The organism is Streptomyces sp. NBC_01498, assembly GCF_036327775.1.
Classification (GTDB): domain Bacteria; phylum Actinomycetota; class Actinomycetes; order Streptomycetales; family Streptomycetaceae; genus Streptomyces.
The window spans coordinates 6,528,651-6,550,994 of the sequence record NZ_CP109598.1 but is presented as its reverse complement, the minus strand read 5'-3'; the positions used below and the strand labels follow the sequence as shown (position 1 = coordinate 6,550,994).

At 73.8% G+C, this 22,344-nt stretch carries 19 protein-coding genes and 1 pseudogene; 8 read left to right on the top strand and 12 right to left on the bottom strand.

Annotated features, from left to right (window positions below; genetic code table 11):
* Positions 1–242 precede the first annotated feature (242 nt).
* The 4 genes and pseudogenes from OG875_RS27945 to OG875_RS27930 all read right to left on the bottom strand — a co-directional run.
* Positions 243–1,087, bottom strand: a pseudogene (locus OG875_RS27945) (SDR family oxidoreductase); the annotation flags it as partial.
* A 732-nt stretch (positions 1,088–1,819) separates the two neighbouring features.
* Entirely contained in the window at positions 1,820–4,843 is a 3,024-nt protein-coding gene (locus OG875_RS27940; protein ID WP_330176996.1) for an SMC family ATPase, read from the bottom strand.
* The gene (locus OG875_RS27935; RefSeq protein ID WP_330176995.1) at positions 4,840–6,003 is read right to left on the bottom strand and encodes an exonuclease SbcCD subunit D; all 1,164 of its coding nucleotides are present in this window, start codon (positions 6,001–6,003) and stop codon (positions 4,840–4,842) included. Before OG875_RS27935 ends, OG875_RS27940 begins: the two co-directional genes overlap by 4 nt.
* Positions 6,004–6,105: 102 nt before the next feature.
* Entirely contained in the window at positions 6,106–6,732 is a 627-nt protein-coding gene (locus OG875_RS27930) for a YigZ family protein (protein ID WP_330176994.1), read from the bottom strand.
* Positions 6,733–6,831: 99 nt separating this feature from the next.
* Between OG875_RS27930 and OG875_RS27925 the strand changes: the two genes are divergently transcribed.
* Entirely contained in the window at positions 6,832–7,239 is a 408-nt protein-coding gene (locus OG875_RS27925; protein ID WP_330176993.1) for a CoA-binding protein, read from the top strand.
* 58 nt (positions 7,240–7,297) lie between these two features.
* Here OG875_RS27925 and OG875_RS27920 read toward each other — a convergent pair whose 3' ends face one another.
* From OG875_RS27920 to OG875_RS27910, 3 genes are all read right to left on the bottom strand, one after another.
* Entirely contained in the window at positions 7,298–7,861 is a 564-nt protein-coding gene (locus OG875_RS27920) for a YbaK/EbsC family protein (RefSeq protein WP_330176992.1), read from the bottom strand.
* Positions 7,862–7,960: 99 nt separating this feature from the next.
* Positions 7,961–8,533 (bottom strand): helix-turn-helix domain-containing protein, encoded by a 573-nt coding sequence (locus tag OG875_RS27915; RefSeq protein WP_330176991.1) that lies wholly within the window; start codon positions 8,531–8,533, stop codon positions 7,961–7,963.
* Between the two features lie 185 nt (positions 8,534–8,718).
* Positions 8,719–9,462, bottom strand: a complete 744-nt coding sequence (locus OG875_RS27910) for an acyltransferase (RefSeq protein ID WP_330176990.1) — start codon at positions 9,460–9,462, stop codon at positions 8,719–8,721.
* A 359-nt stretch (positions 9,463–9,821) separates the two neighbouring features.
* Here OG875_RS27910 and OG875_RS27905 point away from each other — a divergent pair, with 359 nt between their 5' ends.
* From OG875_RS27905 to OG875_RS27885, 5 genes are all read left to right on the top strand, one after another.
* A complete protein-coding gene (locus tag OG875_RS27905; protein ID WP_330176989.1) occupies positions 9,822–11,606 on the top strand; it encodes a sensor histidine kinase in 1,785 nt (594 codons plus the stop codon).
* A gap of 201 nt (positions 11,607–11,807) precedes the next feature.
* Positions 11,808–12,239: a roadblock/LC7 domain-containing protein gene (locus tag OG875_RS27900; RefSeq protein WP_330176988.1), complete on the top strand. Its 432-nt coding sequence runs from the start codon at positions 11,808–11,810 to the stop codon at positions 12,237–12,239.
* Positions 12,236–12,595 carry a DUF742 domain-containing protein gene (locus tag OG875_RS27895; RefSeq protein WP_330176987.1) on the top strand — a complete coding sequence of 120 codons (360 nt, stop codon included), beginning with the start codon at positions 12,236–12,238 and terminating at the stop codon, positions 12,593–12,595. The genes OG875_RS27900 and OG875_RS27895 overlap by 4 nt, the downstream gene beginning before the upstream one ends.
* Complete coding sequence (locus tag OG875_RS27890; protein ID WP_330176986.1) at positions 12,576–13,190, top strand: GTP-binding protein; 615 nt, start codon at positions 12,576–12,578, stop codon at positions 13,188–13,190. Before OG875_RS27895 ends, OG875_RS27890 begins: the two co-directional genes overlap by 20 nt.
* Complete coding sequence (locus tag OG875_RS27885; RefSeq protein WP_330176985.1) at positions 13,187–14,587, top strand: cytochrome P450; 1,401 nt, start codon at positions 13,187–13,189, stop codon at positions 14,585–14,587. The genes OG875_RS27890 and OG875_RS27885 overlap by 4 nt, the downstream gene beginning before the upstream one ends.
* 116 nt (positions 14,588–14,703) lie before the next feature.
* Here OG875_RS27885 and OG875_RS27880 read toward each other — a convergent pair whose 3' ends face one another.
* A complete protein-coding gene (locus tag OG875_RS27880) occupies positions 14,704–15,930 on the bottom strand; it encodes a cytochrome P450 (protein WP_330176984.1) in 1,227 nt (408 codons plus the stop codon).
* Between the two features lie 173 nt (positions 15,931–16,103).
* On the opposite strand from OG875_RS27880, the gene OG875_RS27875 reads away from it, so the two are divergent.
* Positions 16,104–16,733: a gamma carbonic anhydrase family protein gene (locus OG875_RS27875; RefSeq protein ID WP_330176983.1), complete on the top strand. Its 630-nt coding sequence runs from the start codon at positions 16,104–16,106 to the stop codon at positions 16,731–16,733.
* A 28-nt stretch (positions 16,734–16,761) separates the two neighbouring features.
* Here OG875_RS27875 and OG875_RS27870 read toward each other — a convergent pair whose 3' ends face one another.
* Positions 16,762–17,445 (bottom strand): DedA family protein, encoded by a 684-nt coding sequence (locus tag OG875_RS27870; protein WP_330176982.1) that lies wholly within the window; start codon positions 17,443–17,445, stop codon positions 16,762–16,764.
* Positions 17,446–17,742: 297 nt separating this feature from the next.
* Between OG875_RS27870 and OG875_RS27865 the strand changes: the two genes are divergently transcribed.
* Positions 17,743–18,837 carry a hypothetical protein gene (locus tag OG875_RS27865; protein ID WP_330176981.1) on the top strand — a complete coding sequence of 365 codons (1,095 nt, stop codon included), beginning with the start codon at positions 17,743–17,745 and terminating at the stop codon, positions 18,835–18,837.
* A gap of 142 nt (positions 18,838–18,979) precedes the next feature.
* On the opposite strand, the gene OG875_RS27860 is transcribed toward OG875_RS27865, so the two are convergent.
* The 3 genes from OG875_RS27860 to OG875_RS27850 form a co-directional block, all read right to left on the bottom strand.
* Positions 18,980–19,825, bottom strand: coding sequence for a spermidine synthase (locus OG875_RS27860; protein WP_330176980.1), 846 nt, complete (start codon positions 19,823–19,825; stop codon positions 18,980–18,982).
* Between the two features lie 162 nt (positions 19,826–19,987).
* Entirely contained in the window at positions 19,988–21,166 is a 1,179-nt protein-coding gene (gene tuf / locus OG875_RS27855) for an elongation factor Tu (protein WP_330176979.1), read from the bottom strand.
* A 384-nt stretch (positions 21,167–21,550) separates the two neighbouring features.
* Positions 21,551–22,249: a DNA alkylation repair protein gene (locus tag OG875_RS27850; protein ID WP_330176978.1), complete on the bottom strand. Its 699-nt coding sequence runs from the start codon at positions 22,247–22,249 to the stop codon at positions 21,551–21,553.
* Positions 22,250–22,344 lie beyond the last annotated feature (95 nt).

The following is a 22,344-nucleotide window of genomic DNA, read 5'->3' as shown; positions in this document are numbered from 1 at the left end:
CCCCGCTCGGTGCGTCCGGGGCGGGGTCCTTCGGTCCTGTCGCCCGGCCGGCCCGCGAGTCAGGCGGGCCCCGGAACGGGGCCGGGGCCGGGGTCCGGGTCGGCAGGCGGGCGCGGTGCGGGCGCCGGAGCCGGTGCCCGGTCCGGTGCCCGGTCCGGAGTCAGGTCCGGAGTCAGGTCCGGCGGGCGCTCGCGGGGCCACGGGCCGCTCGGCACGGGCGTGAAGTGCTCACCGCTCAGCAGGAATCCGCCCTCCGAGTCGATCACCTGGCCGGTGATCCAGGCGGCCTCGTCGGTGGCGAGCCAGGCGATCAGCCGCGCCGGGTCGTCCGGCATCCCCCACCGCCCGGCGGGGAACATCCCGGCGATGCGGTCGTACACCTCGCCGGTGAGGTAATCGGTCTCCACGGGACCGGGGTTGACGGTGTTGACCGTGATCCCGGCGTGGCCGCGGGAGGCGGCCGGCGTACGGGTGGCCGAGGCGAGCGCGCCCTTGGAGAGGCTGTAGGCGATCTCCTCGGGCATCCCGCCCCGGCGGTTCTGCCCGGAGGTCATCATCACGACGCGGCTGCCGTGCCGGACGCGTACGGGGTGGGCGACGCGCAGCCCGGCGTACTCCTGGATCAGCTGGATCACGGAACGGGTGTTGGTCGCCCAGTGGGCGTCGAGCATGTCCGCGTCGATCTCCCACAGCGTGCCGTCCGAGCCGCTGCGGGCGTGGTTGGCGACCAGGATGTCGACCACTCCCCGACTGTGCGGCGCGCGGCGCGGAAGACCCTGGCCGGGCCCTCGGGGTCGGACAGGTCACCGGGCCCGTGCGCCACCACGGACCCCGGATACGCGAGGGCCTCACGCACCCCGGCGGCCACACCCTCCGGGCCGTCGGGGTCGGCTCCCCAGGGCTGGTCCCGGTCGTGCGGCACATGGTGGTGGAGGTAGACGCTCGCGCCGTACGCGGCGAGCCGCCGGGCGACCGCGTACCCGATGCCGCCGCGCCGGCTGGCCCCGGTGACGAGTGCGGTGCGTCCGCGCAGGGGCAGGTGCTCCCGGCGCAGCGATTCGGGTTCGGGAGGGGGAAGTTGCGGCATGGTCCCCCCATGATCGCCGGGCCGCGGGGCCGCTGCCACCCGGTTTCGGCCGGGGCCCTTCGGGGCGAGGCCGGACGGCCTCGTGCGGGGCGGCGCGCGCGGGGGCCCGAGTGGTGGCTGATGGCGTGTCGACGTCACACGTGTACGTCGGGGGGACCCGCGCTGTGGACGGCCGGGCCGAACCGGGCCAACTCCCACGACATGCGGGACTCATCCCGTGCCTGTCACGGCGCGGCCGTGTCAGAGCCGTACCGCCGACCGCCGACCGCAGAACGGGCGCGGGGCGTGCTGATTGCCCGTCGACGCCTCGCGTCGCACGGTCGGGAACTCGCGTGAGTGACAGACCGGCCGTACGCGGCCGACTCCGACAACGCACGGGGCCGCCTGTGCCAGTAGGTCGCCGCGTCGCGGTACCCGACCCGTATCGCGGTCCGCCCGCAAACGAGACGGCCACGCCGCGACGCCACTGCCGACCCGCCGACCCCGTGCGTCACGCGACGGAGCACCGCGCCCGACTCCCATCACCGTCCGCGCACCGGGCGGGGTGTCCCCCGCCGACCGGCCGCTGACGACCCGTCGGTGCCGGGCGATCGATCGGCAGGCGAAGGATCGGCCTCGCGCACCGGGCAGGGCCTGCCGGGCGGGCGGGTCGGGCGGGCGGGTCGGGCACCGCTCACGGGGGAAGGACCGGCGGCACGGATCGAGACCATCCCGTCGGTCGGGACCGTTCGCTCAGCCGTCGGGGCCGCCCGTGCGGATGCCGAGCGTCGAGCCCCGGCGGGTCTTCGTCACCTCCAGCTGGGTCGGGATCCGGCGGCGCAGGTCGGCGACATGGCTGACGATGCCGACGCTGCGGTCGCGTTCGCGCAGCGAGTCCAGCACGTCCAGGACCTCGTCCAGCGTCTGGTCGTCCAGGCTGCCGAAGCCCTCGTCGATGAAGAGGGTGTCCAGACGCGCGCCGCCCGCCTCGTCGGTGACGACGTCCGCGAGACCCAGCGCGAGGGCGAGGGAGACGAAGAACGTCTCGCCGCCGGAGAGGGTCGCGGTGTCCCGCGCGCTGCCCGTCCAGGAGTCGACCACGTGGAGTCCGAGGCCGGAGCGCTTCCCGCCGCCGCTCCGCGCGTCCGAGTGGACCAGCGTGTAGCGGCCCGACGACATGCGCAGCAGCCGCGCGGTGGCCGCGGCGGCGACCTGTTCCAGCCGGGCCGCCAGGACGTACGACTCCAGGCGCATCTTGCGGTCGTTGTCGGTGGACGTGCCGGCGGTGAGGCCCGCGAGGCGGGCGACCCGCTCGTACTCCGTACGGAGGGGGCCGAGGCGCCGTACCTCCTCCTCGGCCCGCCGGGACAGCGCGGTCAGCTGGGCGCACTCGGCGCGGGAGCCGTCGAGCGCGGAGGACGCGGCCCGCAGTGCCGAGTCGGCCGCCTCGCGCGCGGCCAGGGCCGTGTCCGGCCGGGCGGGCGGCTGTTCGGCGGCCTCGCGCGCGTCGGTCTCGGCGAGCCGGTCGGCGACGGCGGCGGCCTCGGCCTGCCAGGCGTCCATCCGGTGGGTGAGGTCCCGCTGCTCGGCGGCGGACAGCAGGGCCGCCGCCGCGTGGCGCGGGGTGTCGAACCCGGCGCGGAACGCCGCGTCCGCGAGCCGGTCGTCGGCCTCCTTGAGACGCCCCGCGGTGGTGTCGACGTTCCGGACGGTGTCCGCCGCCTCGGCGAGCAGCCGCGCCCGCCGGGTGAGCTGTTCGGCGTGGGCGGCGACGCTGTCCGCCGTGCCCCGGCCTCGGACCAGCTCCGCTTCGAGGCCGGTCCGCTCCTGGTCGAGAGCCTCTCGCCGGGACGTACGGGCCGCCGCGCGGTTCTCGGCCGACCGCCGCGCGGCGAGCCGGTCCTCGCGCTCCCGTTCGGCGCGGGCCAGCGCCTCGCGGGCCTCGTGCGTCCCGGCGGCGAGCCGGTGCGCCTCCGTGTGCTCGCGGTTCAGGCGCTCGGTGAGGGCGACGAGGTCGGACACGGTCGCTCCGCCGGCTGCCGACCGGGCCGCCGCGAACTCCTCGCGTACGGAGGCGTGGTGGCTCTCGGCCTCCGTCACGGCTGCCTCGGCGCGGCGGACGGCGGCCGACGCGGCGTCCTCGGCCGTCTGGTCCACCTGGCCCGCCCCGGCCGTCGCGGGCGCGGGGTGGTCGGCGGAGCCGCAGACGGCGCAGGGCTCGCCGGTCACCAGCCCGGCGGCGAGTTCGGCGGCGATGCCGCGCAGTCGCCGCTCGCGCAGATCGAGCCAGTTCTCCCTGGCGTCGTTGGCCTGCTCGCGGGCGCTGTTGAGGTGCCGCAGGGACGCTTCCGCCCGGTTGTCGAGGGCGTCACGCGCGTGGGCGGCGTCGAGCCGGGCGCGGGCCGGTTCGAGCTGTCCCGCGAGTTGTTCGGCGCGGGTCGCCGCCTCCTGGGCCGTCTCGACCCGTTCCTGGAGGGAGCGGCGGGCGGTGTCCCAGCCGGCCAGCCAGCCCGCCGCGTCGGCCAGCAGGTCGTCGTCGGCGCGCGCCTGGCGGTCGATGTCGGCCCGTTCGCGGTCGATCTCCGCGCTGCGTCGCTCCGCCGTCAGGGCGGCGTCCACGCGGCCCCGCTCCTCGATGGTCCGCCGCTCCAGTGCGGCGAGGTGGTCGGCGCCGCTGTCGGCGAGTCCGGCGGGAAGGCGGTCGCGCGCGTGGTCACGGGCGGCGCGGGCCGTGCGGTGGGCCCGGTCGGCGTCGTCCCGCAGGGCGAGGGCGTCGGCGACCCGGTCGGCCTTGCGGGCCCGTTCCAGGGTGGCCCGCGCCTCCTCGTACCGAGGACGGCTGGTTTCGAGGGTCTGGGCGCGCTGCCGTGTGTCGGCGAACCTCTGCTGGAGCCGGGCGAGTTCGCGGGCGTCGTCGAGGATCCGGCGTGCCCGCGCCTGGCGGCTTTCGGCGCGGGCGAGCGCCGACTCGGCGATGTCGTGGCGTTCACGGGCGCCGGAGCGGGCGACGGCGGCCCATTCCAGGACGGCTGGGGCGAGACCGGTGTCGCCCGCCGCCCGCGCGGGCAGCGGCTGTTCGAGGTCCGTACGCATCGCGCCGGTCATCTGCTGGGCGATGCCGAGGAGGCGCTGGTCGCCCTCCCGTACCTGCTGTTCGGCGCCGCGGCGCAGTTCGGCGAGCCGTTCCTCCACGGCGGCGAACCGGCGGGTGTCGAAGAGTCGGCCCAGCAGCCGGCCACGCGCCTCGGCGTCCGCGCGCAGGAACCGCGCGAAGTCGCCCTGCGGCAGCAGGACGACCTGGCAGAACTGCTCCCGGCTCATGCCGAGCAGCTGTCCGACCTCCTCGCCGATCTCCTGGTGGGAGCGGCTGAGCGCGCGCCACCGGGCGCCCGCGGGGTCGTACTCCCGCAGGTGGCTCCGGGCCTTCTCCGTGGTGACACCGGTGCCGCGCCTCTTGGGGCGGGTCCGCGCGGGGTTGCGGGTGATCTCAAGTCGCCGTCCGCCGACGGTCAGTTCGAGCCGGACCTCGGTGTACGTGTCCGCCGGGGCGTGGTCGCTGCGCAGGGGGGCGTCCCGCCCGGCGCCGCCCCTCTGCTGGCGGGCGCCCGGTACGGCGTCGTACAGGGCGTAGCAGACGGCGTCGAGCACGGATGTCTTCCCGGCGCCCGTCGCGCCGTGCAGGAGGAAGATCCCGGCGGCGCTCAGGGTGTCGAAGTCGACCTCCTGGGTGTCGGCGAAGGGACCGAAGGCGGTGATGCTCAGCCGGTGGAGTCTCACGCGGTCACCTCGCGGACGGCGGTGTCGACCCGTACGTGGTCGAAGGCGCCGCGCAGCACGGCCCGTTCCCGTTCGTCGGGGCCGGCGCCGCGTACGTGGCCGACGAAGTCCTCGGCGATCTCCTGGTCGCTGCGGCCTTCGAGGCGGCGCGCGTAGGACACGTCCTCCGTCTCGTCGTCCCGGTCGGGGTCGAGGACGAGGCTGAGGACGTGCGGGAAACGCGCGGCGAGGCGGGCCATGGGTTCGGCCGGGCGTACGGCGTCGGTGAGGGTGGCCTCGATCCACGCGTCCTCGTGCCGGGTGAGCCGGGGGTCGTCGAGCAGACCGGCGAGGGTGCCGCGCAGGCGGGCCAGCGGGCGCGGCACCGGGCAGTCGACGCGCCGGGCGTCGATCTCGCCGCCGGGGCCGAGGTCGACGAGCCACATGGTCTTGCGGTGGTCGGCCTCGGAGAAGGAGTACGCGAGGGGTGAACCGGAGTAGCGGACGCGCTCGGTGAGGGTCTGTGAGCCGTGCAGATGGCCGAGGGCGGCGTAGTCCACGCCGTGGAAGACGCCGGTGGGGACCGCGGACACTCCGCCGACGGTGATGTCGCGCTCGCTGTCGCTGGCGGCTCCCCCCGCCACGAAGGCGTGCGCGAGGACGACGGAGCGGGTGCCCTCGGGGCGGGTGGCGAGATCGGCCCGTACGCGGTCGAGGGCGGCGGTCAGCACCGCTTCGTGACCGCCCTTGGGGGCCTTGAACTCCTCGCGGACCAGGGCAGGTTCGAGATACGGCAGGCCGTAGAGGGCGATGTCGCCGTGGGCGTCGGTGAGGACGACGGGGGTGGCGCAGCGGGCCGGGTCGGTGCGCAGATGGATGCCCGCGTGGTCGATGAGCCGGGCGCCGACGCCGAGGCGACGGGCCGAGTCGTGGTTCCCGGAGATCATCACGGTCGGTACGCGGGCGTCGGCGAGCCGGTGCAGCGCCCGGTCGAACAACTCGACGGCGGCGAGGGGCGGCACCGCCCGGTCGTACACGTCACCGGCCACGAGGACGGCGTCCACCTCGTGCGTCAGCGCGGTCGCCACGAGGTGGTCGACGAAGACCGCCTGGGCGTCGAGAAGGCTGACGCGGTGGAAGGACCGCCCCAGGTGCCAGTCCGACGTGTGCAGGAATCTCATGATCCCCGAGACTAACGGTGGGGTCTGACATCGCGGGTGGTGATCGCCGGATCGCCCGCCGGGTGGCCCGGTCGCCACCGGTCCCGGTGGTACGGGTGGGGGTCAGAGATCGCCGTACGCCTCACCGCCCAGGGCCAGGACGGCGGTTCCGGCCGTGGTGTCGGCGAGCCAGGCGCGGAAGGCGTCGACGTCGGAGTCCGGCAGTCCGATCCCGATGGTCACTATCTCCGCGTAGCGCACGTCCCTCACGGTGCGGCCGGTGGCGCGCAGTTCGTTCTCCAGCTTTCCGGCCCGGTGGTGGTCGACGATGATCGTGGCCAGCCGGTAGCGGCGGCGGGTGACGGTGCCGACGGTGTCGAGGGCTTCGCCGACGGCCCCTCCGTAGGCGCGGATCAGCCCTCCCGCGCCGAGTTTGACGCCTCCGTAGTAGCGCGTGACGACGGCGACGACGTACCGCACGTCGCGCCGCACCAGCATCTGGAGCATGGGCGCCCCGGCCGTGCCGCCCGGCTCTCCGTCGTCGCTCGCCTTCTGGGTGGAGGCGTCGGCACCGATGACGTAGGCGAAGCAGTTGTGGGAGGCCGTGGGGTGTTCCCTGCGGACGCAGGCGACGAAGTCCTGGGCCTCCTCCTCGGTGGCGGCGGGCGCGAGGGCGCAGAGGAAACGCGACCGGTTGACCTCGGTCTCGTGGACGCCCCCGCGGGCGACGGTGCGGTACTGCTCATGCATCGCGCCACCTTAAGGGGGTGACCCGCCGGACGCGGTGGCGGGTACTCGCCAAAGGGAACGGCGGGGGAATTGCCGGGCCGTGCCGTCCGTTGACCGGGCATGGACGCAGACGACAAGACGATCCGCAGGATTCTCACCTCCACCGGGGACACCTGGGCGGTCGTGGGCCTTTCGAACAACAGCGCGCGGGCGGCGTACGGGGTGGCGGCCGTGCTCCAGCGCTTCGGCAAGCGGGTGGTCCCGGTGCACCCGAAGGCGGAGACGGTCCACGGGGAGCAGGGGTACGCGTCGCTGGCCGAGATCCCGTTCCCGGTCGACGTGGTGGACGTGTTCGTGAACAGCGCGCTGGCCGGTGCGGTCGCCGACGAGGCCGTCGCGGTCGGGTCGAAGGCGGTCTGGTTCCAGTTGGACGTGATCGACGAGCAGGCGTACGAGCGGACCCGGGCGGCCGGTCTGGACATGGTGATGGATGTCTGCCCGGCCATCGAGATACCCCGGCTGGCCTGACCGGTTCGGCCCGACCGGTTCGCGGCGGGGACGGCGTGTCCGCTGCCCGGTGCCGTGCTCAGGCGGTGGGGACGCCGAGACCGTCGAGGACCACGGCGCCGGGCAGGTCGGCGAACGTCCTGCCGGGCACGATCAGTTTGCCCCGGCGGCGTCCGCTGCCGATCAGTACCCAGTCGGTGTCCACGACGGCCGCGTCCACGAGCAGGGTCCAGTCGGCGGGCAGTCCGACGGGGGTGATCCCGCCGTACTCCATGCCGGTCTCGCCGGTCGCGGTGTCCATGGGGGCGAACGACGCCTTGCGGGCGCCCAGTTGCCGGCGCACGGCTCCGTTGACGTCCACGCGCGTCGTGGACAGGACGAGGCAGGCGGCGAGGGTGGTCTCGCCGCCGCGCTTGCCCGCGACGACGACGCAGTTGGCCGACCGGTCGATCAGATCCGCGCCGTGGTGCTGTACGAAGGCTGCCGTGTCGGCGATCTCCGGGTCGGTGTCGACGTAGAGCAGTTGCTCGGCGGGCACCTCGCCCCGCCAGGCCCGTACGGCGGCGGCGACCGGCCCGGTGAGCAGGCCGAGGCAGTCGGGGGCCGGCCGGGCGTGCTCGAAGTCTCCGATGGGGGCGCGCATGGGCGTCAAGTTAACAGGCGGCGGTAGGGCCGGGCACGGCCGTCCCGGTGGCTGAACGCGCGGGTGCGCGGGCCCGGTGTCGACGCGGTGCGGAGCGGCTCAGCGGGCGGGCGGGATGGAGACGGCCATGGTCATCTCAAGGGTGACGTCGCCGTCGTTGCGGTAGGCGTGCGGCACGTTCGCCTCGAAGGCGGCGGAGGCGCCCTCGGCCACCGGGTGCGCGGTGCCGTCCACGACGAGGGTGAGGTCGCCCGCGCTGACGTGCAGGAGTTCGGTGGTGCCGTCGGGGTGCGGGTCGGACTCGCTGGACTCGCCCGGCATCAGGGTCCAGGACCACAGTTCGAGCGGTCCGCGGGACTCCGTCCCGACCAGCAGGAGGGTGCTGCTGCCCGCCTCGGTGGACCACATCCGGACGGTCTGGCCGACCGGTACGACCCTGACCCGGGAGCCCCGCTCGTAGTCGAGAAGCGTGGTGATGCTGATGCCGAGCGCGTCGGCGAGCTTCACCGTGGTCCCGACGCTGGGGTTGGTGCGGGCCTGCTCGATCTGGATGATCATCCCCCGGCTGACACCCGACCGGGCCGCGAGGGCGTCGAGGGTGAAGGCTCTCTCCCCGCGCCACCGTTTGAGGTTGCGGGCGAGCGACTGGGTCAGCTGATCGAGGTCCGACACGTCCGAACCCCCTCCCGTCCACTATAGTTGCCGATATAGCGCAATGGACTGCACTACGGTCTGGTGCACCAAGCGTTCAGCACACTGTACTGGCGAGGCTCCTCGTCCCGACCGCACTCGGCACGCCGGACTCACTCCGACCGGCCCGGCCGTCGTCACCGTCGTCACCGTGGGGCGGTCGGCGCTCAGCCCGTGTCCGGATCCGGTTCGGCCAGTGCCAGCAGCTGCTCGGGGGTGATGCCCTCCGGAATCGGTACGGGCGGGGGCGTACGCAGCGGCGGCTGCCAGCCGTGCTCCGGGTCCCAGCTCCGTACGACGCGGGCGGGCGCCCCCGCGACCACCGCGTGGTCGGGCACCTCACCCCGTACGACGGCCCCCGCCGCCACCACCGCGTTACGGCCCAGCCGGGCCCCGGGCAGGATCACCGCGCCGGTTCCCAGCCAGCAGCCGGGCCCCACGGTGACCGGCTCGATCCGGGGCCACTGCCTGCCCACGGGCACCGTCGGGTCGTCGTAACTGTGGTTGGTCGACGTGATGTACACATACGGCCCGCAGTAGGTGTCCGAGCCGATGGTGACCGCCGTGTCGGCGACCACATGACTGCCACGGCCGAGTACGACGCCGTCCCCGAGCCGCAGGATCGGCTCCGGGCCCAGGTCGAGTCCGGGCATCATCCCGGCGGTCAGCGTGACGTGTTCGCCTATGACGCAGTGGTCGCCCAGCTCGATCCACGGCTCCCCGAAGACGGTTCCCTGGGGGAACGCGAGCCGGGTCCCGGTGCCGATCCGGGCGAAGCGCAGCCGGCCCGGACGCTCGGCGCTGACCGCTCCCGCCTCCTGGATCCAGCGCCAGCCGCCCCGGACGGCGCGCGTGACCAGACGGCGGCGCCAGGCACTCGGCGAGGGGAACGGCACTCTGCTCTTGGGCACCCGCCCACGGTATCGGCGCGGCCGGGGCGGGCCGGGGCCCGGCGCTGTGACGTTCACCCCACGGCACCCGCCGCGCGTCACGCCACCTCTCCGGCCTCCCCTGGTCGGCGGCGCCCCGGCCGCCCCGCGCTTACCACGACTCCGGCTCCGTGGAGGCGAGTTCGCCGTCGACTCCCTCGTTGGTGGGCACCGGCACGCGGCAGGGCCCCCGGACCGCGCCGCGTGCGTAGCGTGAATGCCCGAGCAGGACCCGGACTCCTCACCGTCCCCCCGGTGACCGGTGCCCGCCCCGCGGTCGACGCGCGCCGGTCGACCGGCCTGCCCGCATCCCCCGCACTCGACCACCGAGGGACCACGGAATGTCCGTGCCTGTCGCACCGAGCCCCCACCGCGTACCGACGACGCGCCCGCTGTCGGCCGCCGGACCGCCCGTCCTGCTGCTCATGACGGGCGCGGCGGCCGGCGCGGTCACCGCCGCCGCCCCCGCGCCCGCGCGCGCCTGGCTGGTCGTCCCGCTCGCCGTGGCCTGGACGATCCTCGCCCTGGTGGTGGCCGGCGCCACGCTGACACTGCGGCGCCGACGCCGCGGATCGATGGCGGCCGACGGCGAACTCCAGGCGCTCCACGCCCAACTGGGCAGACTCGGCGCGGAGTCGGCCCATCTGGTGAACGTCACACTGCCCGCCGTGGCCGAGCGGCTGCGCGAGGGGGCGAGCGCCGAGGAGGCGCTGGCCGCCGCTCCCCCGCCCTCCGACCCCCAACTCCGGTACGCCCTGCGGACGTTCGCCACCGAGGTGGAGTGGGGCGAGCGCCGTGCCGCGACCGCGGCGGCCGACCGGGAGGCGGCCGTGGCCGGGCTGGCCCGGATCGCCGACGACCTGGATCTTCTGTCGACGGTCACCCTGCCCACCGCCCTCGGCGCCCTGCGCGCGGGCCGCGCCGCCAACACGGTGCTGGCTGATCTGAAGCGTCCCGCCGACCCCCGTCTGCGGGTGCTGGCCGACTCGGTCGTACGGGACTTCGCGCGCAGCGAGCGGCGTGGCGCCGCCGCCGAGGCGGCCAGTGCCAAGGCCCTGAGCCGGGTGCAGGCCAAGGCCGTCAGCATGCTCGCCGACCTCCGGGAGATGCAGGAGCGGCACGGCGAGGAGGTCTTCGGCGATCTGCTGACGCTCGACCACAACACCTCCCAGCTCGGTCTGATGACCGACCGGCTGGCGCTGCTGATGGGCGGCCGGGCGAGCCGCGCCTGGAACAAGCCGATCGTGATGGAGAACATCCTGCGCGGCGCCGTCGGGCGGATCGCGGCCTACCAGCGGGTGCGTCTGCACTGCTCCAGCACGGCCGCCGTCGCCGGGTTCGCCGCCGAGGGCGTGATGCACCTGCTGGCCGAACTCATGGACAACGCCGCCAACTTCAGCCCGCCGATCGACGAGGTGCACGTCTACGTCGAGGAGCGCTCCGCCGGGATCGTCGTGACCATCGAGGACAGCGGCCTCAAGATGGCCGACGCGGCCATGCGGCGCGCCGAGGAGTCGGTGTCGGGGCGCTCCAACGACCTGGCGACCCTCCAGGGCACCCGGCTCGGTCTCGCCGTCGTCGGACGTCTCGCCGCCAAGTACCACCTGAGCGTCAACTTCCGTCCCTCCTCACGCGGCGGCACGGGCGTCGTCGTGCTCTTCCCGCCCCAGCTGCTCGCCCAGCCCCGGAACACCGCTCCCCGGCAGGGACGGCACGCCGCTCCCGTACCGACGGCCACGGTCACCGCCCCCGCCCTCACCGCACCCGTGGGCCGCCGCCGGCCCGCGCTGCCCGCGTCGTCGGCGCCGCCCCCGCCGTCACCCACCCCGCCGGTCCCGCCCGAGCCGCCCGTCGGCGGCCCCCGGGTGGCGACTCCGGGCGGGCTGCCCGTACGGCCACCGGGGCGCACCATGGCGGCGGCCGACCGGGACAGACCACCCGCCGACGGGGCGGGCGACGCGGACCGTACGGCGTACCCCGGCACCGCGTCGCGCGGACGCCTCGGCCGTGACGCCGGAACCCGGTTCGGCGCCTTCCACCGCGCGCGGCTCCCGGCGGACGGCGCGTCCGGCGCCTCCGGCCCGAAGGTACCGAGGCCGGGACCGACGTCCGGCGACACCTCCTGAGGCGCGCCTCGTTTCCCGTACGGAGCCGCACCCGGCTCCGTACGGAGCCCCGCGCGGCCGGCCGACGGTCGGCCGTCGCGAAGAAGCGCCGCCGGCGCCGAATCCGCCGGCCCCGGGGCCCCTGTGAGCAATCGAGACCCATGAGATCGGAGGCACGGGCGGATCAACGGCTTCCCCCGGCCGGCCCGCCCCACGCGACCCATGCACCCCTTGGCAACGACCGACACCAGCCTGTCCTGGCTCCTGGAGGGCCTGCTGGAGCGCACCCCCGGCACCCGGCACGCCCTGGTGCTCTCCCGCGACGGGCTCAAGCTCTGCTGGAGCCGTCATCTGACGCTCGACCAGGCCGACCAGCTCGCGGCGATCTGTTCCGGAATCCAGGCGCTCGCGCAGGGCGCGTCCGTCGAGTTCGGCAACGGCACGGGCGGGGTACGCCATTCGATGACGGAGTTCCACGGCGGGCTGCTCTTCATCGTGGAGGCGGGCGACGGCGCGCATCTCGCGGTGGTCGCCGAGGACGGCGCCGACCCGGGTGTGGTGGGCCACCGGATGACCGAACTGGTCGACCAGATCGGTGAGCATCTGCGGGCCGAGCCCCGGAACCCGGTCTCCCCCGAAGCCGCGTCGTCGTGATCCGGGGGCCCGTCGACACCGGCGACCCGCACCGGCTGTACACCGTCACCGGGGGCCGCAGCCTCGTCGATCACGACACGTTCGACCTGGTCAGCCTGATCGTCAGCGAGTGCGCGCCGACGCCGGGGACACCGTCGGAGCACCACGCGATCCTCGAACTCTGCCGCCGTCCCACGGCGGTCGTGGAGATCTCGGCCGAGCTGCGGCTGCCCGTGACGGTCGTACGGATTCTCCTCGGCGATCTCCACGCGACCGGCCGGATCACCGCCCGGCGTCCCGGTGTGACGCGGTCCGCCTCCTTCCTGCCCGATGCGGACCTCTTGAAGGAGGTGCTCCATGGACTCCGCGCTCTCTGAACCGCCCGCCCGCACCCCGCTGGCCGATTCCGCCGAGACCGGACTGAAGGTCGTGATCGTGGGCGGCTTCGGGGCCGGCAAGACGACCCTCGTCCGTTCGGTGAGCGAGATCCGTCCGCTCAACACGGAGGAGGTGATGACCCAGGCGGGGGTCGGGGTGGACGAGACCGCCGGGCTGACCACGAAGACCACGACCACGGTCGCCTTCGACTTCGGCCGGATCAGCCTCACCGACCGCGTGGTGCTGTACCTGTTCGGCGCTCCGGGCCAGGAGCGGTTCTGGTTCCTCTGGGACCGGCTCTTCTCCGGCACGCTGGGCGCGGTCGTCCTGGTCGACACCCGGCGGATGAGCGAGTCCTGGTACGCCATCGACCGGCTGGAGCACCACCGGACGCCGTTCGTGGTGGCGGTCAACCGGTTCGACGACGACGTCTCCGCGTTCTCGCTGGACGAGATCCGGCAGGCGCTGTCGCTGCCCGGCCATGTACCGCTGATCAACTGCGACGCGCGGGTCCGCTCGTCCGGCAAGAGTGTCCTGATCGCCCTCGTGGACCACCTGTACGAACTGGCGATGGCACGGGAGTTGACGCCATGACCGATCCGTATCCCCCGACGACCGATCCGCAGATCCCCTTCGGTGAAGCCCCCGGATCCCCCGGCCCTCCCGACCCCGTCGGCTCCCTCGGACCCCCCGGGCCCCTCGGAACGCCGGACCCTCTCGGGACCCCCGGCCCGCCGGGCCCGTTCCCGGAGGCCGGGCCGCCGTCCGGCTGCCCGGCCGCGCATCCCGACTCGGTGCCGCTGAGCGGTCTGGAGTACCAGCAGACGCCGTCGCAGCTCTACCGCAGCCTGCGCCGTGAGCACGGCCCGGTCGCGCCGGTGCTGCTCGACGGCGGGATCCCCGCCTGGCTGGTGCTGGGTTACTCCGAGGTCGGCTATGTGACCGGCCACGACGAGCTGTTCGCGCGGGACTCCCGCCGCTGGAACCAGTGGGCCGCGATCCCGCCGGGCTGGCCCCTGCTGCCGTACGTGGGCCATCAGCCGTCCGTGCTGTTCGCCGAGGGCGCCGAGCACCGGCGGCGGGCCGGTGTGATCACGGAGGCGCTGGAGGGGGTCGACCAGTTCGAACTGGCCCAGGACTGCCGGCTGATCGCCGAGGAGCTGATCGACGCGTTCGCGGGCGCCGGGCGGGCCGAGCTGATGGCCGCGTACGCCCACGCGCTGCCGATGCGGGCCGCCGTCCAGATGTGCGGCATGCCGGCCGGGAGCGCCGACACCGACGAGCTGGTGCGGGATCTGCGGGTGTCGCTGGACGCGGCGGAGGGCGACGACCCGGTCTCGGCGTACGTACGGGTGGGCGAGCGCATCGGGCGGATGGTGACGGAGAAGCGGGTACGGCCCGGCTCCGACGTCACCTCACGGATGCTGGGCCACCCGGCGGGGCTGGCGGACGACGAGATCGTGCAGGATCTGATCTCGGTCATCGCGGCGGCGCAGCAGCCGACGGCCAACTGGATCTGCAACACGCTGCGTCTGCTGCTGACCGACGACCGCTTCGCGCTCAATGTGTCGGGCGGGCGGCTGAGTGTCGGGCAGGCGCTCAACGAGGTGCTGTGGCTGGACACCCCGACGCAGAATTTCATCGGCCGGTGGGCGGTCCGCGACACCCAGCTCGGCGGGCGGCACATCCGGGCGGGCGACTGTCTGGTCCTGGGGCTCGCGGCGGCCAACACCGACCCGGGGATCTGGCCCGAGGGCCATGTGGGCGCGGAGAACTCGGCGCATCTGTCGTTCAGCAACGGCGAGCACCGCTGCCCCTATCCGGCGCCGCTGCTGGCCGACGTCGTGGCCCGTACGGCGGTCGAGACGCTGCTGGAGCGGCTGCCGGACGTCGTTCTGGCCGTGGAACCGCACGAGTTGAGATGGCGCCCGTCGATCTGGATGCGGGGACTGACGGCGCTGCCGGTGGAGTTCACGCCCGTGGTGGGGTGAACCCCGTACGGCGGCCGGGGCCCGGCCGCCGTACACCCGCGCACCCCTGCACCCGTGCACCCGTGCCCATGACGCCCCGAGCCGGGGTTGGCCGGCAGCGGCACCGTACGAGCGGGTCAGCCGCTGACCGGGGAGAACTCCACCGGCAGCGACCGGGGACCGCGCGTGAACACCCCGTGCTCGGCCGGTTCGAAACCGTCCGCCAGCCGCAGATCGGGCATGGCGTCGAGGAGTTGCCCCACCCCGGTCCGGACCTCCGCCCTGGCCAGCAGCGCACCCACGCAGAAGTGCCGTCCGAGCGCGAACGCCAGATGGTCGGCGGCTGCGGAGAACGCGGTGGTGGTCGTGAGGTCGTCCCGGAACAGGTTGAAGGTGTCCGGGTCGGTGAAACGGTCGCCGTCCCGGTTGGCGGCGCCGATCAGACAGGTGACGGTGGCGCCCGGCGGGATCGTGCCACCGCTGAGCGTGACCTCCTCGGCGGTCTGCCGCATGATCATGTGCACCGGCGGGGTGTACCGCAGGGTCTCGGCGAACGCCCGGTCGATCAGGCTCCGGTCCTCCCGTACGGCGGCGAGCTGTTCCGGGTGCGTCAGCAGATTGGCGAAGATCGAGGCGATGGCCTTGTCGGTGGTCTCGCCGCCCGCCGCGAGGAGCAGGCTGCAGAACGCCTTGATGTCCTCGTCGCTCATCCGCACCCCGTCGACCTCGGCGGCGCAGAGCGTGGAGAGCAGGTCGTCGCCCGGGTTCTCCCGGCGGGCCCGGATGATCGGGATCATGTACTCGGCGAACTCGGTCCGGGTCCGCGCGCCGGCCGCGGTCACCTCGGGGTCGCCGGAGAGATTGCCGAGGAACGCGATGACGGCGCTGTACCACCGGTGGAAGCGGGCGTGGTCGGCCTTGTCGAGCCCGAGCATGTCGGCGATGACGTCGACGGGGAAGCGGGTCGCGAAGTCGTCCACCAGGTCGGCGCGTCCGGTGTGCCGGAAGGTGTCGATGAGCCGGCGGGCGTTGCTCTCGATGACCGGCAGGAACTTCTTCTCCAGGTCGGTACCCCGGAAGGCGGGCGCGACGAGGGCGCGGCGTACGGCGTGGTCCCGGCCGCTCAGCTGGAGGATCGTCTTCCCGTGCACGGGCTCGACCTGCCAGTGGTAGTTGTCGGTGGTGAACGCCGACGCCCTGTCCTTGAAGGCCCGCTCCACGTCCTCGTACCGCGAGATGAGGTAGCTGCGGGTGGCCTCGTGCCAGATGAGCGGGGCGCTCTCGCGCATCCGGCGGTAGGCGGGATACGGGTTCCCGGCGAACTCGGCCGAGAGGATGTCGGGGACCTGTGGTGCCGTGGACATGGAGCTCCCTCGGTCGATGCGACGGCAACGTGCGGGAGCCACCAGGTTATTGAATGCCCGTCAGTTCCGAGGGGCGGGTTCTGGCCGACCTGCCGCCGGGGCGCGGCGGTCCGTCGCCTACGGTTCCGGTACGCGCGGATCCCGCGCGCGCCGGGCGGACGGAGGAGAGACGGATGACGGATCGGGCGCTGGTCGCGGCGGTGGGCGGGAAGGAGCCGGTGGTGCATCCGGCGGCGTTCGTGGCACCGACGGCGGTGGTGCTGGGCGAGGTCACCCTGGCGGCCGGTGCGAGCGTCTGGTACCACACGGTGCTGCGGGCGGACGGCGGGCCGGTCGTCGTCGGGGCGGACAGCAACATCCAGGACAACTGCACCGTCCATGTCGACCCGGGCCGCCCCGTCACCATCGGCGAGCGCGTGTCGGTGGGTCACAACGCGGTGCTGCACGGCTGCACCGTCGAGGACGACGTGCTGGTCGGCATGGGGGCCACCGTCCTCAACGGGGCGCACATCGGGGCCGGTTCACTCGTCGCGGCCCAGGCGCTGGTGCCGGAGGGCATGCGGGTGCCGCCGGGCTCGCTGGTCGCGGGGGTGCCCGCCCGGGTGAAGCGGGAGCTGACCGAGGAGGAGATCGAGGGCATCAGGCTCAACGCGGCGGTCTATCTGGACCTCGCGGAGCGCCACCGGTCCGTACGCGGATCCGAGCCGGGCTCCTCACCCGGGTCCGTGCCCGGCTCCGAACGCGGGTCCGTGCCCGGTTCGGTGCCCGGCTCCGTGGGCGCGAACGACCGCCCGGCGGGCTGACGCCCGGCGAAGGAGTCTGCGGCGGTGGTCAGTCGGCGACGGTGACGGTGTCGGGACCGGGCGTGCCCGCCCCGGCGGCCGACGCCTGCTCCCGCTCCTCGGCCTGGGTCGCGGCCTTCTTCGCCCGGTTCTTGAGGACCAGCATCGAGGTCAGCCCGACGAGAACGGCGAGGACGAGGCCCAGCCAGGAGAAGCGCTTCAGCCACGCCTCGGCGACGACGCCCACCGAGTAGATCACCGCGGTCGTGCCGCCGGCCCAGAGGATTCCGCCCAGGACGTTGGCGATGAGGAACTTCCAGTACGGCATCCGCAGCACGCCCGCGAGGGGCCCGGCGAAGATCCGCAGCAGCGCGACGAAACGGCCGAAGAAGACCGCCCACATGCCCCACTTCTGGAACGACCGCTCGGCCATGGCGATCTGCGCCTCGCCGAAGTGCTTCGGGAACCGGTTGCCCAGCCAGGTGAGCAGCGGCCGGCCGCCCCGGCGGCCGATGGCGTAGCCGATCGAGTCGCCGATGATCGCGCCGGCGGTGGCGCAGGCGCCGAGGATGTACGGGTCGATGTCGCCGTGCTGCGAGGCGAGCAGCGCCGAGCTGACGAGAACGATCTCGCCCGGCAGTGGGATACCGAGGCTTTCGAGCCCGATGACCACCCCGACCAGCACATAGACGCTGACCGCCGGTACGGTCTCCAGCCATTCCTGGACGTGCACGACCGGTTCCTTTTCTGTCGGATGCGCCGCTGCCCGGCGAGCGCCTTCCAGGCGCTCGCCGGGCAGCCTACCTGGGCGCGGCTCCCCCGGCCGACCGGTGCCGGGCGTCCGCCGACGGGGCATGGCGCGAACCGAGTACCGAGACACGGCCCTTTGTCCGCTTTCCGCCCCGGCGGCGTCGGTGGGTGGGCTGTCGACGGGCCGTACGGCCGGACCCTCCCACCGGCGGGATCAGTTGCGATCCTGCGACAGGGCGGCCGTGGCGGTGCGGGGAAGGCCCCTCTATCGTTACTCGCCATGTGGCCAGGACAGCAGCCGCCCGGGGGCGAGCAGAACCCGCAGGATCCGAATACGAACCCGTACCAGCAGCCGGGGTACCAGCAGCCGAATCCCTATCAGCAGCCGGAGCAACAGCAGCCCGGTCAACCGCAGCAGGGGTATCCGCAGCAGCCCGGCTACCCGCAGCAGCAGGGTTATCCCCAGCAGCCCGGGTACCAGGCGCCCAACCCGTACCAGCAGCCGACCGTGCCCCAGTACGCGGTGCCGGGCGGACCGGGCGGACCGGGCGGCCCCGGTCCCTCGAAGGACGGGAAGAGCACGCGGACGGTCGCGATCGTCGCCGTGGCGGCGGTCGTCGTGGCCGCCGCCGCGACGGGCTTCTTCGTACTGAAGGAGGACGGCGAGAGCGCGAACGTCGCCGACGACCCCAAGACGTCCGCCACCCCGTCGGAGGAACCGGACGCGACGGCCTCGCCCGGGGACAACCCGCGCGACGGTTCGAGTGCGGGCAAGCCGACCGTCGCGGGCTGGAAGGTCGTGACCAACCCCAACCACGGGACGCGGTTCGACGTCCCGGCCGACTGGGCGGTCTCCAAGCCCGGTGTGTTCTACGGCTTCGAGGACGTGAAGAAGGGCGACGGCTCGCCGGCCATCACGTTCTCCGCGCCCGCCTTCCTGAAGGAGAAGTGGTGCGAGCAGGACACCGACCAGGACGGTGAGGTCGAGGACGTCAGCCTGGGCGGCACCGGCTCCAAGGGCGGCAAGGGCGCCAAGGACACGGCGACCGCCGCCAGCAACGAGTCCGGCAGCTGGGTCTGGGCCGCGTACGCCCAGGAGGTCACCGACGCGGAGTCGAAGCGCGCGATCAAGGTCGAGCCGTCCAAGGCGTACACGAGCAAGGCGGGGCTCAAGGGGCACTACTCGACGGCGGCGAGCACGGGTCTGCCGAAGAAGAACAAGTGCGACACCGACGGCAAGTCGATCGCCTTCACCTTCACCAACGCCAAGGGCGACTTCACGACCTGGGTCCTGTTCGGCGCCAAGGGCGTGCCCGACGAGATCCCGGACGCCACGCTGATGAAGATCATGAGCACCGTACGGCTGGCCGAATAGCCCCGTCCCGGCCGGTCGGCCGGCCCGGTGCCCCCGGTGACGCCGGTCGCCGCCGCTCGGGTCCCCCGGGTGCGCGGAAGCTCAGCTCGTCCACGTCGGACTTCGTCGGCCTGGACAGCGGATCCCCCGGGTGCGCGGGGGCTCAGCCGATGCCGAACGCTCCCTCGGGCGGTTCGGGCGACGCCACCGCGCCGTCGTCGCGCACGAGCGGCGCGGCCCCGGTGAACCGCCGCAGGGCCGCGCCGTGTTCGACCCGCGCCGGAAAGGCGTCGGACGCGGTCCGGCGGGCCAGGGCCGCCGTGTCGATCGGCGCGTGCGAGGCGAGGAGTACGGCGTTGCCGAACCGCCGTCCGCGCAGCACCCCCGGCTCGGCGACGAGTGCCAGCTCCTCGAACACCGAGCCGAAGGTGGCCAGTTGGGACCTGAGGAAGGTGAACGGCGCCCCGTCGGCGAGATTGGCCGCGTAGAGCCTGCCGGGGCGCAGCACCCGCTCGGCGAGGCGCGCGTACTCCACGGACGTCAGATGGGCGGGCACCCGTGAGCCGCCGAACACGTCGGCGATCAGCAGATCCGCCGAGCGGGCCGGCGCCGCGGCGAGCCAGTCGCGGGCGTCGGCGCCGTGCACGGTGATCCGGGTGGAGTCCGGGAGCGGCAACTCCTCGGCGACCAGGGCGAGCAGAGCCGTGTCGGCGTCGACCACGTCCTGGACCGATCCGGGCCGGGTGGCCTCCACGTAGCGGGGCAGGGTGAGGGCGCCGCCGCCGAGGTGCAGCACGGTCAGCGGCTCGCCCTCGGGTGCGGCCCGGTCCACGACGTGCCCGAGGCGCCGGGTGTACTCGAATTCGAGATGGGCCGGTTCGTCCAGGTCGACGTAGGACTGGGGTGCGCCGTCGACGGTCAGCAGCCAGGCCCGTTCGCGGTCCACGTCGGGCAGCAGCCGGGCGGTGCCGTGGTCGACGGCGCGTATGACGGGGATGGCTTCGCTCACCGTCCCATTGTGCGGGCCGGTCCGGCGGGCACCGACCGGGCTCGTCTCCCCGTACGACCGGGGCGGCCCCTTCCCTACCTCCGTCTCCCCCGTACGACCGGGGCGGCCCCTTCCGTACGACCGGGTCCGTCTCCCCCGTGCGGAGGAGACGGCCCCGGTGCGTCAGACGACCTCGACGACCGTGCCCGCGCCGACGGTGCGCCCGCCCTCGCGGATCGCGAAGCCGAGCCCGGCCTCCAGCGGCACGTCCCGGCCCAGCTCCACCGTCACGGTGACCGTGTCACCGGGCCGGGCGACGGCCGCCTCGCCGAGGTCGATGTCGCCGACCACGTCCGCCGTCCGGATGTAGAACTGCGGCCGGTAGCCGCTGGTCACCGGTGTCGTACGTCCGCCCTCGTGCGCCGACAGGACGTACACCCGCGCGGTGAAGCGCCTGCGCGGGACGACGCTGTCCGGCGCGGCCACCACATGGCCCCGGCGGATCGCGTCGCGCGGCATGCCGCGCAGCAGCAGCGCCACGTTGTCACCGGCCTCGGCGGACTCCATCGGCTTGCCGAAGGTCTCCAGCGAGGTGACCGTGCTGGCCCGGGGCCCGGAGTCGTCGCCGAGCACCTCGATCCGGTCGCCCACGCGTACCGTGCCGCGCTCGACGGCGCCGGTGACGACCGTGCCGCGCCCGGTGATGGTCAGGACGTTCTCCACCGGGAGCAGGAACGGCGCGTCGGTGTACCGGACCGGGACCGGCACATACGTGTCGACGGCGTCGAGCAGCGCCCGTACGGCCTCGGTCCAGCGCGGGTCGCCCTCCAGGGCGCGGAGCCCGGAGACCCGGACGACGGGGGCGTTGTCCCCGCCGTACCCGTGGGAGTTGAGCAGTTCACGCACCTCCAGTTCGACCAGGTCGGTCAGTTCGTCGTCGCCCGCGTCGGCCTTGTTGAGGGCGACGACGATGTGGTCGACGCCGACCTGGCGGGCGAGCAGCACGTGCTCGGAGGTCTGTGGCATGACCCCGTCGAGCGCGGACACCACGAGGATCGCGCCGTCGAGCTGGGCGGCGCCGGTGACCATGTTCTTGATGTAGTCGGCGTGGCCGGGCATGTCGATGTGCGCGTAGTGCCGGGTGTCCGTCTCGTACTCGACGTGCGCGATGTTGATGGTGATGCCGCGCGCGGCCTCCTCCGGCGCCCGGTCGATGCGGTCGAACGGCACGAAGGTGCCGGTGCCGTGCTCGCTGAGGACCTTGGTGATGGCGGCGGTCAGCGTCGTCTTGCCGTGGTCGACGTGGCCCATGGTGCCGATGTTGAGGTGGGGCTTGGTGCGCACGTATGCCGTCTTGGGCATGGCTGGGTGTGTTCCTTCCCGGAACGCGAAGCGGTGCGGGACCCCGAATCCCTGCCGACCCTCCCCCTGCGGGGTCCGCCGGACGTTCCGGGAAGGGTCAGCTTCGGGCGCCGTCGAGGGGCGCCGGTGCGGCGGCGGCCGCCGCCGCTGCCGCGTGCGCCGCGAGGAAAGCGGCAGCCTTCGGCGCGTCCGCGGCTGCGGACGGCGCTGCGTGGAAGGCGTACCGGACCATGCCGCCGATGATGCCGGACCGGGCGGCGGGGCGTCGACAGGTTATGGGCGGGGGCTCGTGGCCGGGGTCCCGGCGGTCCCGGCCGGGGCTCGCGGACGCGTGGCCGGGGCCCGCAGACGCGCGGCCGGGCTCGGAGTCACGTGGCGGGAGCCTCAGAGGTGCTTGAGGGCCTCGCGTACGGAGAGCGGGGAGAGCCGGTCGCGGGCGCCGGTCACGAACTCCCGTACCGCGTCCGGGTCCGTCTTGGCGTATTCGCGCAGGGCCCAGCCGATCGCCTTGCGGATGAAGAAGTCGGGGTGGCCGGACCGGCGCAGGCAGTGGTCGAAGAGGCGTCCGGTGTCGGTGACTTCTTTGTAGGTGAGCTGGTGCAGCAGGGCGGTGCGGGCGATCCAGAGGTTCTCGTCCCCGATCCAGTCGTCCATGTCGTGCCCCAGCGCCCGGTCGGCGGCGACCAGTCCGCCCGCGACATGGGCGGCCAGCAGGTCCACGGTGTCCCACCAGGGGACGGTGGAGACGAGGTGCCGGACGGCGGGCAGGAAGCCGGAGGACAGCCGCCCGACGTGGCGGCGCAGATAGTCCACGGCGAAGTACTGGTACTCCCGCTCGGGCAGTTCCCAGCAGCGCAGCGCGACAGCCAGGCAGTCCGTCTCGCCCGGCGGCGGCAGTGAGTCGAGCACCTTTCGGGACAGGGCGCGGCGTTCGGGGGTGCGAATACCCAGAAAGGGTGCGATTCCCTTCATGTACGCGGCGGCGCCCTCGGCCCGTCCGAGATCGGCCGCTGTCGGGTAGAGGGCGGTGAGCCGTTCCAGAACGGTGTCGGCGAGCGGGCTGGGCGGCGGTACGAGGGTCATGACGTGCAGGTTAGGCGCCGCCACTGACATACGGCCGGTGTCCGGGGTCCGCTTCCGGAGGGGCCGCTGGGCCGTCCGAGTGGCGCTTGTCTCCC

Excerpts from the sequence above, each read along its gene's own strand:
- OG875_RS27935 (WP_330176995.1), bottom strand. The coding sequence starts at position 6,003 with ATGAGATTCCTGCACACGTCGGACTGGCACCTGGGGCGGTCCTTCCAC.
- OG875_RS27930 (WP_330176994.1), bottom strand. The coding sequence starts at position 6,732 with ATGCATGAGCAGTACCGCACCGTCGCCCGCGGGGGCGTCCACGAGACC.
- OG875_RS27925 (WP_330176993.1), top strand. The coding sequence starts at position 6,832 with ATGGACGCAGACGACAAGACGATCCGCAGGATTCTCACCTCCACCGGG.
- OG875_RS27920 (WP_330176992.1), bottom strand. The coding sequence starts at position 7,861 with ATGCGCGCCCCCATCGGAGACTTCGAGCACGCCCGGCCGGCCCCCGAC.
- OG875_RS27905 (WP_330176989.1), top strand. The coding sequence starts at position 9,822 with ATGTCCGTGCCTGTCGCACCGAGCCCCCACCGCGTACCGACGACGCGC.
- OG875_RS27900 (WP_330176988.1), top strand. The coding sequence starts at position 11,808 with ATGCACCCCTTGGCAACGACCGACACCAGCCTGTCCTGGCTCCTGGAG.
- OG875_RS27890 (WP_330176986.1), top strand. The coding sequence starts at position 12,576 with ATGGACTCCGCGCTCTCTGAACCGCCCGCCCGCACCCCGCTGGCCGAT.
- OG875_RS27885 (WP_330176985.1), top strand. The coding sequence starts at position 13,187 with ATGACCGATCCGTATCCCCCGACGACCGATCCGCAGATCCCCTTCGGT.
- OG875_RS27880 (WP_330176984.1), bottom strand. The coding sequence starts at position 15,930 with ATGTCCACGGCACCACAGGTCCCCGACATCCTCTCGGCCGAGTTCGCC.
- OG875_RS27875 (WP_330176983.1), top strand. The coding sequence starts at position 16,104 with ATGACGGATCGGGCGCTGGTCGCGGCGGTGGGCGGGAAGGAGCCGGTG.
- OG875_RS27865 (WP_330176981.1), top strand. The coding sequence starts at position 17,743 with ATGTGGCCAGGACAGCAGCCGCCCGGGGGCGAGCAGAACCCGCAGGAT.
- tuf (WP_330176979.1), bottom strand. The coding sequence starts at position 21,166 with ATGCCCAAGACGGCATACGTGCGCACCAAGCCCCACCTCAACATCGGC.
- OG875_RS27850 (WP_330176978.1), bottom strand. The coding sequence starts at position 22,249 with ATGACCCTCGTACCGCCGCCCAGCCCGCTCGCCGACACCGTTCTGGAA.